The organism is Rufibacter aurantiacus (assembly GCF_017916345.1).
Taxonomy (GTDB): domain Bacteria; phylum Bacteroidota; class Bacteroidia; order Cytophagales; family Hymenobacteraceae; genus Nibribacter; species Nibribacter roseolus.
The window spans coordinates 279,240-296,490 of record NZ_JAFMSV010000002.1 but is presented as its reverse complement, the minus strand read 5'-3'; the positions used below and the strand labels follow the sequence as shown (position 1 = coordinate 296,490).

The 17,251-nt window shown below is 42.8% G+C and carries 12 protein-coding genes; 7 read left to right on the top strand and 5 right to left on the bottom strand.

Annotation, left to right across the window (positions count from 1 at the left end; all coding sequences use genetic code 11):
• The first annotated feature begins 96 nt into the window (after nt 1–96).
• On the top strand, nt 97–720 hold the full coding sequence (locus J3P34_RS06650) for a vWA domain-containing protein (protein WP_210487295.1): 624 nt from the start codon (nt 97–99) through the stop codon (nt 718–720).
• Nucleotides 721–959: 239 nt separating this feature from the next.
• Here J3P34_RS06650 and J3P34_RS06645 read toward each other — a convergent pair whose 3' ends face one another.
• The 5 genes from J3P34_RS06645 to J3P34_RS06625 form a co-directional block, all read right to left on the bottom strand.
• Nucleotides 960–1,604: an SUKH-4 family immunity protein gene (locus J3P34_RS06645; protein WP_210487293.1), complete on the bottom strand. Its 645-nt coding sequence runs from the start codon at nt 1,602–1,604 to the stop codon at nt 960–962.
• A gap of 697 nt (nt 1,605–2,301) precedes the next feature.
• Nucleotides 2,302–2,940: a vWA domain-containing protein gene (locus J3P34_RS06640; protein WP_210487291.1), complete on the bottom strand. Its 639-nt coding sequence runs from the start codon at nt 2,938–2,940 to the stop codon at nt 2,302–2,304.
• 90 nt (nt 2,941–3,030) lie between these two features.
• Nucleotides 3,031–4,299, bottom strand: a complete 1,269-nt coding sequence (locus J3P34_RS06635) for a DUF2130 domain-containing protein (protein ID WP_210487289.1) — start codon at nt 4,297–4,299, stop codon at nt 3,031–3,033.
• Nucleotides 4,300–4,692: 393 nt separating this feature from the next.
• The gene (locus J3P34_RS06630) at nt 4,693–5,577 is read right to left on the bottom strand and encodes a hypothetical protein (protein ID WP_210487287.1); all 885 of its coding nucleotides are present in this window, start codon (nt 5,575–5,577) and stop codon (nt 4,693–4,695) included.
• 113 nt (nt 5,578–5,690) lie between these two features.
• On the bottom strand, nt 5,691–6,296 hold the full coding sequence (locus tag J3P34_RS06625) for a 3'-5' exonuclease (RefSeq protein ID WP_210487285.1): 606 nt from the start codon (nt 6,294–6,296) through the stop codon (nt 5,691–5,693).
• A 272-nt stretch (nt 6,297–6,568) separates the two neighbouring features.
• Here J3P34_RS06625 and J3P34_RS06620 point away from each other — a divergent pair, with 272 nt between their 5' ends.
• From J3P34_RS06620 to J3P34_RS06595, 6 genes are all read left to right on the top strand, one after another.
• Nucleotides 6,569–8,059: a sigma 54-interacting transcriptional regulator gene (locus J3P34_RS06620; protein ID WP_210487283.1), complete on the top strand. Its 1,491-nt coding sequence runs from the start codon at nt 6,569–6,571 to the stop codon at nt 8,057–8,059.
• Between the two features lie 134 nt (nt 8,060–8,193).
• Nucleotides 8,194–8,880, top strand: a complete 687-nt coding sequence (locus J3P34_RS06615) for a hypothetical protein (protein WP_210487281.1) — start codon at nt 8,194–8,196, stop codon at nt 8,878–8,880.
• A gap of 270 nt (nt 8,881–9,150) precedes the next feature.
• Complete coding sequence (locus J3P34_RS06610; protein WP_210487278.1) at nt 9,151–12,507, top strand: ATP-dependent helicase; 3,357 nt, start codon at nt 9,151–9,153, stop codon at nt 12,505–12,507.
• Nucleotides 12,508–12,791: 284 nt separating this feature from the next.
• Nucleotides 12,792–13,742 carry an ADP-ribosylglycohydrolase family protein gene (locus J3P34_RS06605; protein ID WP_210487276.1) on the top strand — a complete coding sequence of 317 codons (951 nt, stop codon included), beginning with the start codon at nt 12,792–12,794 and terminating at the stop codon, nt 13,740–13,742.
• An 82-nt stretch (nt 13,743–13,824) separates the two neighbouring features.
• Nucleotides 13,825–15,663: a DUF2779 domain-containing protein gene (locus J3P34_RS06600; RefSeq protein ID WP_210487274.1), complete on the top strand. Its 1,839-nt coding sequence runs from the start codon at nt 13,825–13,827 to the stop codon at nt 15,661–15,663.
• A gap of 70 nt (nt 15,664–15,733) precedes the next feature.
• On the top strand, nt 15,734–17,248 hold the full coding sequence (locus J3P34_RS06595) for an ATP-binding protein (protein WP_210487272.1): 1,515 nt from the start codon (nt 15,734–15,736) through the stop codon (nt 17,246–17,248).
• Nucleotides 17,249–17,251 lie beyond the last annotated feature (3 nt).

Here is a 17,251-nt window from a genome sequence, read left to right as displayed (position 1 = left end):
ATGTATGTACTGTCCTGAGGTATGCCCCTTGTTACAGGTTTTTACTAACGTCTTCAATTTATTCAATTTTTATAAACCTCTCTAAACTAAATCTATATGCAAATACATAATTTAATTATTTTGGACGAAAGTGGTTCCATGAATTCAATCAAAAAAGAAACCATGAGCGGTTTCAATGAACTGGTGCAAACCCTGAAAGGAATGAAGGGAAGGTTTCCTGAGCAGGAGCATTTTATTTCCCTCTTTACCTTTAATGGAGAAGGTATAAAGCCCAGGTTGTATAAATTACCTGTGAAGGGACTTAAAGAAATCGATGAAAAGATTTACCGGCCCTATTCTCAAACTCCCCTGTTTGATGCGATTGGTACAAGTGTCTCAAAACTCAGGGATGACTTAGGAGATTTGGCCAATACAAATGTATTGGTCACGATTTTAACTGATGGAAGAGAGAATGCTTCACGGGAGTATACGGGAGCCCAGGTGAAGCGGCTTATAGAGGAGCAGAAGCAGAAGGGCTGGACCTTCACCTATATCGGGGCGAACCATGATGTAGAGCATGTTGCCACCTCCATTTCAATTCCCAACTCTATTGCATTCAAATCAACTCCTAAGGGTACGACTGGGGTATTTTCAAGGGAGAGAACCTCACGAATGGAGTATCTAAGGAAACTCAATAACAATGAGGACATAAGCAGCGGGTATTATGATGAGAGTGAATAAAACATCATACTAGCCTAAACTTACAAGGGCAGATTGTTCTGAAACAATCTGGCCTTGTAAGTTTAGGCTAGTAAATTTGAAATTTTAGTTACAGCGTGTCTTAAGGCGAGAGTCTTAAATTAGTAGTAGAAAGATCAAGGGACTCTTGGGCAACCTTTGTTTCTTTCCTGTTTAATTGACTTCTCTACGGATATCATTAATTGAGTTTATTACCGGGTGTCGCAAATTACGTCTCTTATCTACTCTACTGTAAATTCCCTCTCGTTATCTCGCTTCCAGATGAGAGCACTTAAAACATAGTGCCAATAATTGCACTCGGGTAACCAGGCATTGTACCCATTAGTAAACACTTTAGGATCTATTGCTTGCAGGTCTTCAATCAATGAATCAAACTGTTCATCGGAGAATTCAGTTTTTTCAAGAGAGTTTGCGTCAAAATTCTTAAGCCCTTTCTTAAACTCTTCAAATTTTATCACTGATTTGGCGAATCTCTCTAAGTTGGAATTGATGAATCCACTTGAATAACCATCATCTGCAACAAGGAAGAGTAGTTCCTGATTTTGTAGGTTCAGCACTACCGGATTAAACGATTGTGCAAAAAAGTCATTCCCTGAATCTGAATCGACTCCAATATTTGTTAAGAACCCGAATGCAAAGTATTTGTCAAATTCGGGATCATCCATTTCCTCTTCTTGGTTGAGGGTGCGCAACTCTCCTTCCTTGGGAAGGAATACCAGGTTTTCAATATCTGAAGGTAAACCAAGTTTGAAGAGGAAACCGACAGCAGCAGGGCCAAAGTTAAATTTGGAAGCCATGCCTATGTCTTTACAAATAATTTCTTTACTGATAGTTGCCCAAGCATCTAAAAATAGTTGATCTTTCATTTTTCTATATCATACCCATTCACCCATTATGAGTGGGGAAAGTTAAACTTATGGAAGGAAGCTTAAGCAGTTTGTGACTGTACTGAAGTCTACCCAGCTTTGTTTTGCTTCATTCGGGATTGAATAAGATTAAGTTAATGAATGCTAAAGTAGGAGTTTAAGCTTGAAAATGAAGAAGTGCCAAATCAATTAATTTACCATTCGAAAGGCAAACTATTTGATTTGACACATCTTTAATCTGAAAAAGTGATAAAAGAAGAGTGGCCCCTTTCTATTATAAAGGACCTAAACTGCTCATTCCGCATTTCTGGAAAAGAAACTTTGCTCTGGGAGCACTATCGCTGCAAGGCCTGCTTTGATTGAAATTAAAACCTGTTCCCAACAGTAATGATAAATCTTGCTTCTACCCGACTTCTTTAAAGAATTGGATCAAAGCTCCGGGATATTGCCCTTCCATCATCCTTTTGCTTCAAATGAATTAATTGCATTTACCTTAATGGTAAATGGTTGTCTTCCTTTGGGAGTAATTCTTGCTTCGTAAGTTTTCCTGGGTTTTCAGTTTTGTAGAAATAGGCTTTAAATTTGTTTTGGTTGAATCATTCAGAAAAGTACAGGGCAAATCGATGAAGAAGAGTTTTGAATTTATCTAACTTAATGCTGAAGTGAATTCTAGTTGGAATAAAGAGGAAATAGCCCCCTATTTACTACCCTCGTTATAGTAGTCTTGCTGCGCATCTTCATTATTATCCAATTTGTAAAGCCACGACAAGCGAGAGGATTTTTCTTTTTTGAACATTGCTTTTGTTCCCTGTTCTGAGGATTCAAAGACTAGGGTATTGGTGATAGAGATGGCGGAGGCCGTTTTCACCACATCATGGTTGGCCCCGATATAGGTGAAGGTCCAGCCCTTCTGCTTCTGCTCTTCAACAATCCTTCTTACCTGTTCGCCTGAGAATTCTTTTGATGCGTTTTCCTCCCCATCTGTGAGGATGGTAACCAGTACATGATGCTCCTTTGTTTGATCAAGTGCATACTTTAGTTTAATAACGCTTTGGCCAATGGCATCTAGCAAAGGGGTAAGAGAGTTGGGACGGTAGATTCGCTCGTCTATTTGCTCCAGATCGGCCACAGGTTGCCTGAACAGTTTTGTGTTTATGCCCAGGCCGTTAAAGGTGATAAGGGAGATAAAATGTTCCTGGTCCGGGTAGAGTTCTGTGGAACCCTTTATCGTCTGAACTAATTCATTGAAACCACTGATGGTTGCCTGTTTAATAGACTCCATTGAGCCGCTTTCATCTAATATGATCAGGTTGTGTATTTGTTTTTTATTCATCATGAGTGAGTTAAGTAGAGTATAAAGAGTTGTACTATATGTTGGAAGTTGTTACAATAAGCCAACAAAGGTTCAAGTTCAGGTGCAATCCTTTTATTCTTCTAGTGCGAAACCATGGGGAAGTGCAGCGGGTGCAGGTTTGCCCTCCAGCAGGTTAATATCGGCCACTGCTACTCCTGCGATGCCTTTCACCGAGCCATACATTCCGCAGATATTTAGCAGGGATTTGTCAAGCTGCTTTTCCCGTTCTTTCCAGAGTTTTTCCATTTGGGCCCTCTCTCTGGTGATTCCGCCTTTCAGGCTGGAGATTCCCTCGGCAACTGCCGCAAACTGGTTACTGAACTCATTGCTGGTCAGATAATCATACAGCAGCTGCATTTTAGTTCCTTTGTTTTCCTGGCTTGCCGTAGCTGCGGAGATCTTCATCAGGCAGTCCCTTAGTACATAAACCAAGGGCATCAGTTCATGATACGTGCAAACCCACACTCCTTCATATTGACCGAATCTTTGCATCCCCTTTGGGAAGACCTCTGTCACCAATACCATTATATCGGCTTTGACTGCCCGTGCATCTGCTTTCAACTTTTCAATCCAATCGGTGCCAAAGGTTTTGGTGCGTTTGCACTCGTATATGATGGTACCATAGGTTTCCCCGTATTGCCCCTTTACCGTCTGGATGGAATCGGCGCCTCTCACTCCCTTTCCAACTTCCTCTACCAGGTCAAAAGGAAACGCGGTTTGCAGACTTTCTTCCAACGCCAACTCCTGCACTTCCCCCTGGAGCTGCACGGATCCCTGCTCACTCTTGCGTTTCACCTCTTCCAGCATGCGCTTCATGTCCTCCAGTTGCTTGTCCTTCTCGCGTATTTTCATTTCGTTGCGCTCGCTCTCCGTTTTTCTTATTTTCTGTTCCAGTTCATTGCTCATAGAAGCGATGCGGCGCTCAGTTTCCAATTCCAGTTCGCGTTCCTTTTCTTCCAAGGTGCGTTGCTTCTTCAGTAACTGCAACTCATTCTGCTGCTGTTTTTTCAATTTCTGCTCCATTTCAGCTTTCTCCTCCATAAGCTGCTCTAGGGTGCCATTGAATTTGGTGCTGAGTTCTTTTTGTAGCTCATTTTCTACCTTCTTCCGTTCAAGTGCTACCTGCTGTTTAATAAGCTCGTCCTGCTGCAAGCGCATTCTGTCCAGTTGATCTTTTTCCTGCTGTAGGGCTAGGCGTTGCTGCTCTCCTTTTTGATGCAGTTGGTTTACCTGCTCAGCGAATTCAGCTTTCAGCCTTTGCTCTATTCTGAAAGCAATGGCCTCTTCGGGATGGAATTCATGCGTGCATTTTGGGCAGGAGATGGTAGTAGCGTTATTCATAGATAATAAGTGAGTTGGTGGATGACTGCAGGAAGGCAAAGGGTGTGCCATTGCCTGAGAAAGCTGGAATGATGAGTTATGCCAGGTTGCAGGTATCTTTTTTTGAAATGATCTGTCAATACTTGCTATACACGTGCAATAGGTGGTGCTGATTCTTGAAATTGATATTCAAAGGCAAGGGTAGACTCAGAAGAGAAGTCTATTACGTAAGGGATGACTGTTCACAGTAATATGTAGGTTGCGCCTAAATCAATTTCTTTGCGCAATCAGTGACAAAAGCTTAGATATTGAAGTTCTGTTCGGTAGTACAGGCGTATGTTTCTGGGCTCCTTTTTGGATAGCAGATATAATCTGAAACAATCACCGCTCCTTGCCTGAAGTATGGGTTTGTACTTACTTTAAGTCTGCAAAATATTGGGCCAGAACGGCATTAAGAAACTCTTCTTTATTTCTAAGATCTCCTTTAAAAAGACCATAGTTGTGGTGAACACCTCCGGCGCTCCACTCACCCAACATAGCCATTTCCGCCTCGTCTTTATCAAGGTTTGCCGTTTTTTCAAGTGTGAAATATCGGTAAGAATCATCCTGCTGGTGTAATGCTGCAGTCATCCAAGCTCCAGGCATCCGGATTGGATCTGGAAAACTGAAGAGCAAAATCTCAATACTTTCTCTTGTTACTCGTTCCAGTAGATAATTGCCACGTGGTGGCAAATCCTTAAGGTCTGAGGAAAGCCAGGCTTTGTTCCAACTTACTTCTAATATTTCATTGTCAGACCAATCTTCAAATGGAAGGAGATTGAGAAATTGATTTTCATACCCAATTTGAGGAACATTATTTAGTTCCTCATCTAGATCTGCTATCAAGAGAGCTAACTTTGGATCTATTTCTTCCTCATCTTCAGAAAAGATCCATTCCGAATTCTCGGATGTAGTGTGGTCATTCAAATCTGATTCTTCCCAAGGATCATTGCATTGAAGATTGTTATCTGCAAAAGGAGTCTCTGTTGATTCTAACTCGTTGCTTATTCCTCCTGGTGGGATATATTCTACTTTTGAAGAAGTAAAATATTTTTGCCCATCCTCCTTTGTAAATAAACTGTTCCAATCAATATCTTCCTCTTCAGAGGCCAAAGAGCCAGCAGTGGCAGGTGGAAGAGCTAAAGATCCAGTAGGCTTGTTTGATAATTGTAGTAGTTCTAGTAATACAACATGGGCCAAAGAATAGTAGAAGTGGTGGAGCTGTTCAGCAGCAGAGCTGGGTTCCTGGTATTGGTTCATAAAGATGGGTGAAAAGAGATGTAAAAGTGAGTAGGCTTCTTCAATGATTAAGACATACCTACTCTTCCACTAAGTATATAAAGAAAGTTAAGCTGGATACGAATTAAAGTAGTTTAGTTAACAGGCATCGCAGAAGAAGGTAGAAGGCTATTGAAAAAGCCTTTCCGCTGAAGTTCCCAAAAGCATTTGGCCGTAGCACTCACATCCACAAACCCATCATGTGCTTCCTCAAAGTATTCAGAAAAGAGCTTATAGTGAAGCTCTGAAAGCGTTGGCCATTTGTAGCCCCATTTATTTTTGATAGCGCAATAATCTGTAGTGGTTTGCATGGTGCAAATATGCTGTCGCTGAAAAAGCGGGTGATTAATGCCAGCTCTTACAAATTCAGCACCCACAATATTCTTGTCGAAGTTTATGTTGTGGGCCACTACATGGGTGCAAGTACTCAGCTCGACGGCGAACTGGGTTAAGACCTCCTGCAAGGCTGTGCCTTCTGTCAAGGCGCGCTCTGTTGTAATACGGTGGATTTTGCTGGCCTCAGCTGGGATGGTAAATCCATTAGGGCGAATTAAATAATTACCGCCTGATACTTGTTGCCCCTGTGGGGTGAAAACAAGCCAGGCCAGTTGTACCATGCGTGGCCAGTTGGCTGTGTCGGATACTGGTGCTTTCCAGTTTTTAGGTAAACCTGCAGTTTCTGTGTCGAAGAATAAAATCATGGATTAATTAGTATAAGGTTCGGCTTAATCATTAGGTAATATAATGCCAGTGATAATGTCAGTTGGAGGGTTTATTTTAATTGATTGATATTCTTTTGTTTGTATAAATAATGGTTGTGGGGTGATTCAATTGAGTGTATCAGTTATTGAAAAATGATTAAAATTTCTGATATAGTGGTTTCATAATATGCAAGGCTGTCATGCGCCTGTATTCTTTATGATTCTAATTACCTAGAAGTAAAAGGATTCTATATAAAAAATAAATATACTTTATGGCCAAACTGCTTATCTCCTGGATTGCCTATAATAATGACTTTTTGAAAACTCCGGAAGGAGCATATATAGATGTGAACAGTGATGGGCCCCATTACCAGTTTCACCAGCATTTCTTTAAAGAGGGTGGTTATGATAAACACATTTTATTGTATGCCTCACCAAAACAGGAAGGCTTTGCGGAAAGACTCGCTATTAAGCTAAGGGGAGTCTTTAAGGGCCATTCAGTAGAGCATGAACTGCTGCAAGTACAGGATATTATAAGCCTGGAAGAGGTGAAAACCAAGTCAGAAGGTTTTCTCTTAAAGCACGCACACGACCAGTTGGATATCTTCTTTTCACCGGGTACCTCTATCATGCAATTGAGCTGGTACATTTGCCATCAAACCTTAGGGTTGCAGACCAAGCTCATCCAGACCAAAGCGGCTAGATTTAGTTCTCATGGTAAGCCGGAGTTGATGGAAGTGAAGGTGCAGCATTCTGAAACGCCAGTGACCGCTATTCTGAAGGAGACCCGTCTATTTGGAGTAGGGGAAAAGGAAGCGGAGTATAAGGTGACTGATTCCATAGCCGGAGTATACAACCGCGCTTATTTAGTAGCCCAAACCGATAAAGTAACTGCTTTAATAAGAGGGGAGAGTGGTACGGGCAAAGAGCACCTTGCCCGGTACATTCATGACAACTCAGTAAGAAAAAACAACCCGTTCATTGCCGTTAACTGTGCTGCTTTAGCACAGGATTTACTGGAGTCAAGGTTATTTGGGTTCAAGAAAGGAGCCTTTACGGGAGCCAATCAGGATACGCCTGGCTTTTTCTCATTAGCCAATGGTGGTACCATCTTTCTTGATGAAATTGGAGACATTACACCGGGCATGCAACAAGCACTGCTGAGGGTGTTACAGGAGCGGGAAATACAACCAATTGGCGGCAAACCGGAAGTAGTAGACGTGCGGGTAATAGCAGCAACCAATGCTCCACTGGAAAAACTCTGCCGTGAAGCTAGCTTTCGCTGGGATTTATATTACAGATTATGTGTGGCAGAGTTAGAATTGCCCTGTTTGCTGGAAAGAGGACGCCATGAGCTCGCAATCTTGCTGGACCATTTTCTGCTAAAAAAGAAAGCCGACCTACATAAGAAAAGAATACTGCAACTGAATAAAGAAGCCCGCCAGTTTATACTGCAGTACCCTTTCCCCGGAAACATAAGAGAGCTTGAAAACCTGATAGAATCTCTATATGTTTTTTGCCCCGAGGAAGTATCTGTCCAGGACTTGCCTAGGCGTATGCGGCAGGTAGCTCCGGAACATTCTCTCCTGTTAAAAGATGTGGAGCGGGAACATATCTTGAAAGTACTGGAAATGCAACGCGGGAACCAAAGGCAAACGGCCCTTAGCCTTGGCGTAGCTCTTAATACCTTAAAAGCTAAGCTGAAAAGTTATGGGGTTCTCCAGAACCAGGAAATGGAGGAGGAAGAGGTGCAAGCCAGTTAAATGTCAGGTATTGATAGGGTGAAAAGTAGAATTGATATACGGGAACAGAGATAAGTGTTGATTAGAGCGTAGAATCCGTGTTTTTGATATTGGTATTCTTATTGGAATAGAGGAGGAGAACCAATTCTTCCTTTATGAACCTAGCAGAAGCTATTAAGATCGCATTGCATCACCGTCAGTGCCCAATGACTGCCACCCAGTTAGCGTATTTCCTGCGGGCCAACAAAGTTGTGACAAATGAAGACGGCGAAGATCTGGTAGCTCAAATTGAAGAAGAGACAATGGGGAGCCCGGCTTATTTCTCCGTCTTTAAGGGTTTTGTTTATTTGAGCTCATGGAGCAGAACAGAGAGAGCTGTCATTGACTATGTGTTTTCTGTGATGGGAAGAGTAAGTTCAGCTTTGCAGCAAATGAGCCTTCATCAGTCACTGGCCCTTTCGCTGCTGCTCTATAAAAGACTATCAGACATTGAAAGAAGTCAGCAGGTAGCCGGGCCAGTGGTACCTGACCTATTAAAATTCAACAACATTGTGCAGGCTACTGCCCCACAAGAATTACCAGGCAGGCTAGTGGAAGTAATGTCTTACATAGAAAGCACCGTGCCCCGTTTCACAGAGATGTTTTTGACCGCCAGAGAAGAATTGACCATGATCAGGCGCCCGGAAGTAGCTGAAACTTTTCAGGCGGCAATGCTCCTGTTAGCTGGTTTGAAGCTTGACGAGGAGCAAGTACCTACCCCTCTGTTTCAGGCCATCTTCAGCAGATTGTTCTGGAATAATGTGCAGTCTACTTGCAATGAGATCGGGGAGAATGGTGGTTAGGAATTAGTCTTTATTCAGCTAAGTGTTTCAGGCCTTGTTTTAAAAAACAAGGCCTGAAACAGAGTTCTTCCATGGTGATGCCACTCTCCAATGAATTAAATATGCAAAGTATTTAAGAGTAGAGTGCAAATTTGGGCCTTACTGTCAAGTGATTAACAATTAAATGGTAAAATGTAAATAAAGCAATTTGTAATAAGGATGGAAAAGAACAATATTTAGAAACTAAAATTTATATCTTTTATAAAATATCGTATTCTTGCTTACTAGCGTATGAGTGTACTTTCTACAGATTCAGCACAGTATTATTTTGAAAAATTAGCCTCTATCAATGGCATAGCTGAGCAACCGGCTAAAGGGAAATTGATAGAGTTACGAGGTGTTCTTGACTCCTTGTTCAAGGAGCTAACGAGCAAGGAGCAACAATTCTTCCAGAATACATTCAGCCGTTCAAACTTCATCTTTGACAAATACGATGTAACTCCTGATCTGCGCGAAGAAGTGCACGGATTGCGCATCAGGGCCAATGATATCGTCCATAATGCCGGTTCAAACGCGTCAGAAGATGATGTATTGGCGGGAGTGCGTGCCCTGGCATTAGCGGTGAGTCATTTTGGAAGCACGCCGGAACCGGCAGAATTAACTGCTTTCTACGAAAACAGGCCCGAAATCACTTTCAAACGAAAGAAGAAACGGAATCATACCCACGTACAGGAGCTTCAACTCACAATTCTCAGAGTGGAGCATGATCCAGCCACCCCATTCCGTACTACACTCTTTGGAAGTGCGGGTGAAGAGGATAATATTGTTGTCAACCTGTATAACCCCAAAGAGGAAAAGGACCTCATGCGCAACGGTTTTGCCGCCGTTGGGAAGCAGCTTTGGAAGTACGCACATGTTGCATTCTACAATATTCAGCTGAACGAAGGAACTGAAAATGTATACAGCACCACACCGCAGACCGTCATGGTGGTGGAGCCAGATTACCTGATCGAGGCTTCTAAGCTGGCCGAGTGCTTTGACCGGAATGGACTTAATCCTAACATATACTTATTAGGGAAATTCAAACAGTCAGAGACAAATGAGAAGATGATGCTGGGGAACGTGGTCAACAGCATACTTGACAGATTGGCTCTGTCTCCGGGGGAGCAGCAACTGGATGTGCGGCATGAACCCATGGGTGAACAAGCTTTTGGGTTATTATGTGTGACGCAGCAAATGGGTGCCCATAAACCCACATTGCTGGAGAAAATGCATCTGGATGCTGCTCCCCATGTAGCCGTAATCCAAGGGGTGTTGGAGCAATACAGAAAACATACCCTATTAATAGAACCCACTTACTTTTCTACCAAATATGGCCTGCACGGACGTTTGGATATGATGGCGCAGGACCCTGAAGATTCAAACCGTAAGAATATCGTCGAATTAAAAAGTGGCAGTGCTCCAGGCATCCATTACAATGGAGGGCTTTGGGGCAACAATAAAGCGCAGGTACAATGCTACAACATGCTGTTGGAATCTACCTTCCCGGGCCGTTCCGGCGATAGTGCCATTCTGTATTCTAACAGCAGCAATGAAGGCAAGCCCCTGCGTAACCATTCTGAGTCTGTGCAGTTGAAGCAGGAGCTCATGACGGTACGCAATTATGTGGTGCTGTATGATTTTATGCTGGCAGAGAAACCCGAGAAAGTATTGCCTAAGTTAAATCCCGCTTCATTTGGACCGTTACCTGACTTTGATAGAGAAGCATTGGCTAAACTTAGGCAAGGACTTGAAAGTGCCGCCTCAAATGAATCACTTTATGAATTGAAGTACTTTAGAGAATTCGTTGGTTTTATTGCCCGGGAGCAAAGAACTGCTAAAATTGGCAGTGACGAGGTAGAGGGCGTGGCAGGCTTTGCCGCACTTTGGCGTGCAGCCCGTAATGACAAGCGGAATAATTTCTCCATCCTGGATTATCTGGAGTTTTCTCGATTAACTGAGAACAGCGAAGTGCATCTGAGCAGGGGGATGCTCTCTGACAAGATGAGTAATTTGCGCGAAGGTGACATCACCATTCTCTACCCCTTGATTGAAGATGATGAGCAAGCAGCCATCAAAACCCAGATTCTTAAGTGTAACATCAAGAAAATAACGGATCGGGAAGTAGTAGTGGCGTTGCGATCTAAAACTATGGATACAGGGTATTTCAAAAAGTATCCTTACTGGGCTTTGGAGCGGGACCTCATGGAAAAAGGATTTGATGACATGACCAAATCCATGGCTTCTTTTCTGCAGGCGCCAAAAGCTAAAAAAGACCTATTGTTTGGGAAAGCGGCACCCGTTTTTTCTCCTGTGCCTTATGCTATCACCGGAGATCTTACTGAGGAGCAGCGTACGTTGGTGGCCCAGGCGTTAAGTGCCAAAAACTATTTCTTATTGCAAGGACCGCCTGGTACCGGTAAAACCTCCAGAATGCTGCGCAATATGGTGCACAATCTGTATAACAGCACTCAGGAAAATGTCATGATCATGGCTTTTACCAACAGTGCTGTGGAGGAGATTTGCCGGCACCTGACCGCCGCAGGTCTGCCCCATCTGCGTTTGTCCCGGAGTGGGTCAGCCTCTAATTGTTTCCACCAGTTAGCCAAGCAAAAAACAGTGGGTGAACTCCATGAATTGGTGCAGCAAACCCGGATTTTTGTCAGCACCCAAGCATCCTTTGGAGGTTTCAATCAGCTAACTAAGTTTAAGAAATTCCATACTGTGATAGTGGACGAGGCATCACAGTTACTGGAGCCTCACTTAGTAGGTATTCTGCCTTTGTTTGAACGTTTTATCTTAATTGGGGATGAAAAACAATTGCCAGCGGTAGTTACCCAGGCAGATAAATACACAAAAGTGCAATCTCCTGAACTGACAGGGATTCAGCTTACTTCCCTCAAGAATTCATTGTTCTCCCGTTTATTGGCCATTTGCCAGAAAAATGGCTGGAACGATGCCTATGGTATGCTCACCAGGCAAGGGCGCATGCATCATGACATCTGTGACTTCGTGAGTCATGAGTATTACGATGGAAAATTGCAGCCTGTCAGAGAAGATCAATTTGCTCCCCATATAACTTTTAATCCTCATTCAGAGAGCAAATATGAACGCGCTATGGCCAAGGCCAGGATTATCTTTGTGCCGGCTCCCCGCGAGTCAGTAGCCAAAGTAAGTTCTGTGGAAGCCAAATTGGTAGGCGGCTTCATTAAAGCGGTCCATAAAGTGTATGGCCCAGATTTTTGCCCGGATTGCGTTGGAGTGGTTACTCCTTATCGATCCCAGATTGCCACAATCAAAAGAAGCGGGCATGTGGAAGGTAAAATCATGGAGCAGGTAGAAATAGATACGGTAGAGCGGTTCCAAGGCAGTGAGCGGGATGTGATCATTATCTCTTTAGCGGTAAACCACGGCAAGCAGATGCAGTTCCTGGAGTCCCTTACAGATGATGGAGTGGTAGACCGGAAGTTGAATGTCGCGTTAACCCGTGCCAAAAAACAAGTGGTACTCGTAGGGTGTGAAAGTGTCATCAGAGCCAGCGCCAGCTACAGTAAACTGCTTGATTATATCATAGCCAATAACGGATATGTGAATATTGAGACAGTATAGGTAAGCTAATAGCTACTTCTCTCTTTTTTACAGAAAGGGCTTTACCTGAGATTTCCGTTTTCGACCTGTTTTGCCAAAAGTGGAGCGAAAATGGAAATCTGTCTCCCTTAGTTAAGTTAAAAAAACTCATTTTATGACAACACATAGTCTACCTCCCATTTGTTGTAAAGCGAAGACGAAGGAGTTAGAAAATTGCTATAAGAAAATCTAAAAGAGAAACAAATTGCCGGCTCCTGGCATCATCAGTAATTTTATTCAGAATTAAATCACACCATTATAACCGCATGATCTCAACCATAGAAAGATTCAAAGGAAGTTTGTTAGGACTTGCTGCCGGCGATGCTCTTGGAACCACCTTAGAATTTACACAGCCTGGTCATTTTGAACCTATCACAGAAATGGTTGGCGGTGGACCTTTCCACCTGAAGCCTGGCCAGTGGACGGATGACACTTCTATGGCCCTGTGTCTGGCAGACAGCCTCCTCCATTGCAATGGTTTTGATGCTAAGGACCAGATGCAGCGCTACGTGCGTTGGTACCGCGAAGGATACAGAAGCAGCAGTGGCGAATGTTTTGATATAGGAAATGCTACGTACCAGGCGCTGAGCCGCTTTGAGCAAACCCAAGACCCTTTTAGCGGATCAACGAATCCCTGCAGTGCTGGTAACGGTTCCATTATGCGCCTGGCACCCGTGCCTCTTTTCTACTACCAAACTCCTGAGCTGGCGCTGCAACATGCTGCAGACAGTTCCAGAACCACTCACGGGGCAAAGACAGCGGTTGATGCCTGTGTGTACTTGGCTGGTTTATTAATGGGGGCCCTACAGGGGAAAAGTAAAGAGGAACTGTTGCAGCCTTTGTATACTCCCGTTCCTGGGTTTTGGCAGCAGTATGAACTTTCCCCTGAAGTAGAGGAAGTGGCGAAAGGCTCCTTCAAACAACACAACCCACCTTTCATTAAAGGTAGTGGGTATGTAGTGAAGTCACTGGAAGCTGCTTTGTGGGCTTTTTACAATAGCAGCACCTTTGAGGAGGGCTGCCTGATGGCGGTAAACCTGGGTGATGACGCAGATACCACAGGAGCGGTGTACGGGCAACTGGCCGGTGCCTATTACGGGATGCAGGCCATTCCCAAGCAGTGGTTGAATTTGTTGACCGATAGAGAGGAGATTAGCCAACTGGCCTCAAAGCTTCTAGAAAAAGCATTTGGAATCACAGATGTTCTCAAACAGTAACACAAACCGCAATTTTCGTCCTGCGAAAAAGAAGCCTCTTTCATATAAATTTATATTGATCCCTAACTATAAATATTTTTTTATGCAAAGCACACTTACTAAATCTGACTTTTTGGTAGCTCAGGAATGCTCATCAAAGTTATATTACAAGAAGTTAGGGATGCCCACATCTGATGGACAAAACGATTACCTTCGATTGCTGGCTGATGGAGGATTTATGGTGGGTAAGATGGCACAGCTATTATATCCTGATGGAATACTTATTGACACTGATTGCGGTCATGCAGCTGCTATAGAAGCTACAAAGGCTTTACTGGAAAATGAGAACATCATTTTGTTTGAAGCAACGATTAAGGCAGGTGCCAAACTTGCAAGAGTAGATATTCTGGAGAAGAAAGGGAACAGATTTAGAATAGTTGAAGTAAAGTCTAAGTCCTATGACAGTAATCTGCATGCATCTAAAAAAGCAGAAGGAGACAACTATTTTAAAACAGGTTGGAAAGACAAGTGGGAACCTGTTTTTAATGATGTAGCTTTTCAAAAACTAGTGCTTGCTGAGCTTTACCCGGAAGCCGAAATCGAAGCCTGGTTGATGATGCCTGACAAAAGCAAAACCACAGACATAGAGGGATTGGCTTCATGGTTTGAGTTGCAGGAAACAGTAGAGCAGGATGGCTTCAGAAAACTTATAGTAAACTTTACAGGTGAGATTGACCGGTTACATACAGGGCATATCCTTACTGAGGTATGTATAGATAGTTGCTTAACGCCTGAAATGACAAAGGACGTTTTCAACAAGGCTGTTTTGTTTGAAAAAGCTTTGTTTGAGAGGAAAAGAATTATTGAACCGCTTACAATAGCCTGCAGTAAGTGTGACTATACGGTCAAAAATGCTAAGTTTCCACAGAGCGGATATGAGCAGTGCTGGAATGAATTTGCTAATAAGCAACCCCATATTCTGGAGTTGGCACAGTTAGGTAACTTTAATAGAGCCAAGTCTAAGCCCATGGATACTTTGATTCAAGAAGGACGGGTGTTACAAACGGATATACCTGTAGAGCTTATTGAGGGTAAGTATAATAACCGGCCATATTACCAGGTATATCAAAAAGAAGAGGTTTTTGAGAGAGATGGTTTTGTCAATGCTACATCTTGTATAGCTTACCCGCTGCATTTTATTGATTTCGAAACATCACAGATGGCCATACCCTACCATGCCGGAATGCATACTTATGAAAAGGTATGTTTTCAGTGGAGTTGCCATACTATAGAATATCCCGGAGCTAAGCTTACACATACAGAATGGATTAATACAGATACCATCTATCCTAATTTTGAATTTGTAGAAGCATTGCGTGCGTGCATAGGGGATGAAGGTACTGTATTGGTTTGGTCAGCTTTTGAGGAGTCAACGCTAAAAGCTATCAGGCGGTCCATGGATAAGAGGGTAGGTGCATCAGAAGATTTGAAGAGTTGGTTAGACGCTTTTCTTCAGAACAGAGGGCGCATTCTTGATTTACATGAACTGGCCAAGCTGCACTACTTTCACCCTGGGATGGGGGGAAGAACCTCTATAAAGGTTACCCTGCCAGCTGTATTAGAAGCCATGGGGACAGAGAAGGCCAAAGCGCTTCTTGAAGACCATTGCCTATTTGTGCAGAATTCTGATGGAGATGTAGTAAACCCCTATTCTCTTCTGCCAGCCATTGTAATCAATGGTGAAGCCATCACTGTGAAGGAGGGAACCGAAGCAATGCGCGCCTACCAACACATGCTGTATGGCACCTGTAAAAATAACCCAAATGAAAAAGAAGCTTTGAAAAATGCGCTTCTGCGCTATTGCCATCTGGACACATTGGCGATGGTGTTGATTTGGGAGTATTGGTGTAAATCAGCTGAATCAGACAAGCTCATAGTATAGTCAGAGTAGAAGTATCAGAATGCGATCACTACAATAACAAAAATTTACAGGAGCAAATCACAGATTATAAATGAAGAAACGATTTTCTGAAGAATTACCCCCTGAACCATTTTCATTTATAAAGTCGATATCTGAGCAAGGGTATTCCTTATCAACTGCCCTTGCAGACCTTATAGATAATTCCATAACAGCAGATGCTTCAAGAGTAGAAATTCTGAGTGATGTCAGTTCAGAACCGTTCAGAATTTTCATAGCAGATAATGGCAATGGTATGACTGAGCAGGAGCTTCATCTTAATATGAGGTTTCCAAGTAATAATCCAGACAATTTAAGGTCTTCACCAGACCTGGGGAGGTTTGGCCTGGGTATGAAAACTGCTTCTTTTTCACAGACCCGATGCTTTACTGTATTGTCCCGATCTCAGGGATCTGCTGTTTACGCAGCTAGAACCTGGGATGTAGATTATCTGAGACAAACCGGAAACTGGAGCATTATCATTAATACTTCTGAAGAGATTGAATGCCTGCTTCAGGAGTACAGAAACCTTAGTGAGGAATATATTGGTCATGATAAAGATTTCATGCCAGGTACAATTATTATCTGGTGCGGGTTGTATAAAATTGAACGACTCAGGAATGACATGAGCTTCAGAAAGGGCGCCCTTGCTGATGAGCTTCATGATGAAACGGCAGACCATTTGGGAATGGTTTTCCACAGGTTTCTTGATAGTAAGACCAGCAGGCTCACCATTAGAATTAATAATGTTTTGGTAAATTCCTTTGATCCATTTCCCGAAAAAGAACCTGATCTTCTGGCACTTGCCGGAAGCTTCAAGATACATGAAGGTGATCCGGTAAAAATAAAGGGCTATGTGCTTCCGGCAAGAAGCATTAAGGAAAGCAAAGAAGGTATTTCTGTATGGACTAGTGGTAAAAGAAGTCTGACAGATATGGAAGGTATTTATGTGTACAGAAACGGAAGGTTGATTATATCAGGTGGCTGGAACAGACTTCTGAAGAAGTCCCCACAGTTCCAATTAGGTAGGCTTAAAGTTGATATCGGCAATAAACTTGATGCCCTTTTTCATCTGAATGTTTCCAAGTCCAGTCTCAAAATACCTTTTGAGTTGAAGCAGGCGTTTCTGAGAGCTGTTGCTGAAATAAAGGAAGAATCCTATAAGGAGTACAGAAACAGAATAAATAATGAACTTATAGAAAAAGGTAAGAAAGCCGGCGCAGAGCCTTTGCTGATAAAAGTGATCACAGATAAAGGAGCCGAGTATCGGATAAACCCTGAATTTTCATTAATACAGGAGATTGAGCCGCATCTTGATCATAGCTCACATAGATTATTTAATACGCTGATCAGGGCAGTTAACAACCAATTAAAACTGATCTTAGGTTATGAAGATAATCAGGGTAGTCGGGAGCTTAATACTGTTGTTGATGAAGAGACTTCAAAAGATATAATCGCATATATGGAGATGTTTCAAAAGAAGAACTACAGTAAAGATCGGGTACTGAATACTCTATATTCAATATTCAGAAAAGAAGAGGTGGATATCATTTTAAATAAAAAAATATAGCTG

Bases quoted from the DNA above. Each gene is read 5' to 3' on its own strand.
- J3P34_RS06650 (WP_210487295.1), top strand. From the start codon at position 97: ATGCAAATACATAATTTAATTATTTTGGACGAAAGTGGTTCCATGAAT.
- J3P34_RS06645 (WP_210487293.1), bottom strand. From the start codon at position 1,604: ATGAAAGATCAACTATTTTTAGATGCTTGGGCAACTATCAGTAAAGAA.
- J3P34_RS06640 (WP_210487291.1), bottom strand. From the start codon at position 2,940: ATGATGAATAAAAAACAAATACACAACCTGATCATATTAGATGAAAGC.
- J3P34_RS06635 (WP_210487289.1), bottom strand. From the start codon at position 4,299: ATGAATAACGCTACTACCATCTCCTGCCCAAAATGCACGCATGAATTC.
- J3P34_RS06630 (WP_210487287.1), bottom strand. From the start codon at position 5,577: ATGAACCAATACCAGGAACCCAGCTCTGCTGCTGAACAGCTCCACCAC.
- J3P34_RS06625 (WP_210487285.1), bottom strand. From the start codon at position 6,296: ATGATTTTATTCTTCGACACAGAAACTGCAGGTTTACCTAAAAACTGG.
- J3P34_RS06620 (WP_210487283.1), top strand. From the start codon at position 6,569: ATGGCCAAACTGCTTATCTCCTGGATTGCCTATAATAATGACTTTTTG.
- J3P34_RS06615 (WP_210487281.1), top strand. From the start codon at position 8,194: ATGAACCTAGCAGAAGCTATTAAGATCGCATTGCATCACCGTCAGTGC.
- J3P34_RS06610 (WP_210487278.1), top strand. From the start codon at position 9,151: ATGAGTGTACTTTCTACAGATTCAGCACAGTATTATTTTGAAAAATTA.
- J3P34_RS06605 (WP_210487276.1), top strand. From the start codon at position 12,792: ATGATCTCAACCATAGAAAGATTCAAAGGAAGTTTGTTAGGACTTGCT.
- J3P34_RS06600 (WP_210487274.1), top strand. From the start codon at position 13,825: ATGCAAAGCACACTTACTAAATCTGACTTTTTGGTAGCTCAGGAATGC.
- J3P34_RS06595 (WP_210487272.1), top strand. From the start codon at position 15,734: ATGAAGAAACGATTTTCTGAAGAATTACCCCCTGAACCATTTTCATTT.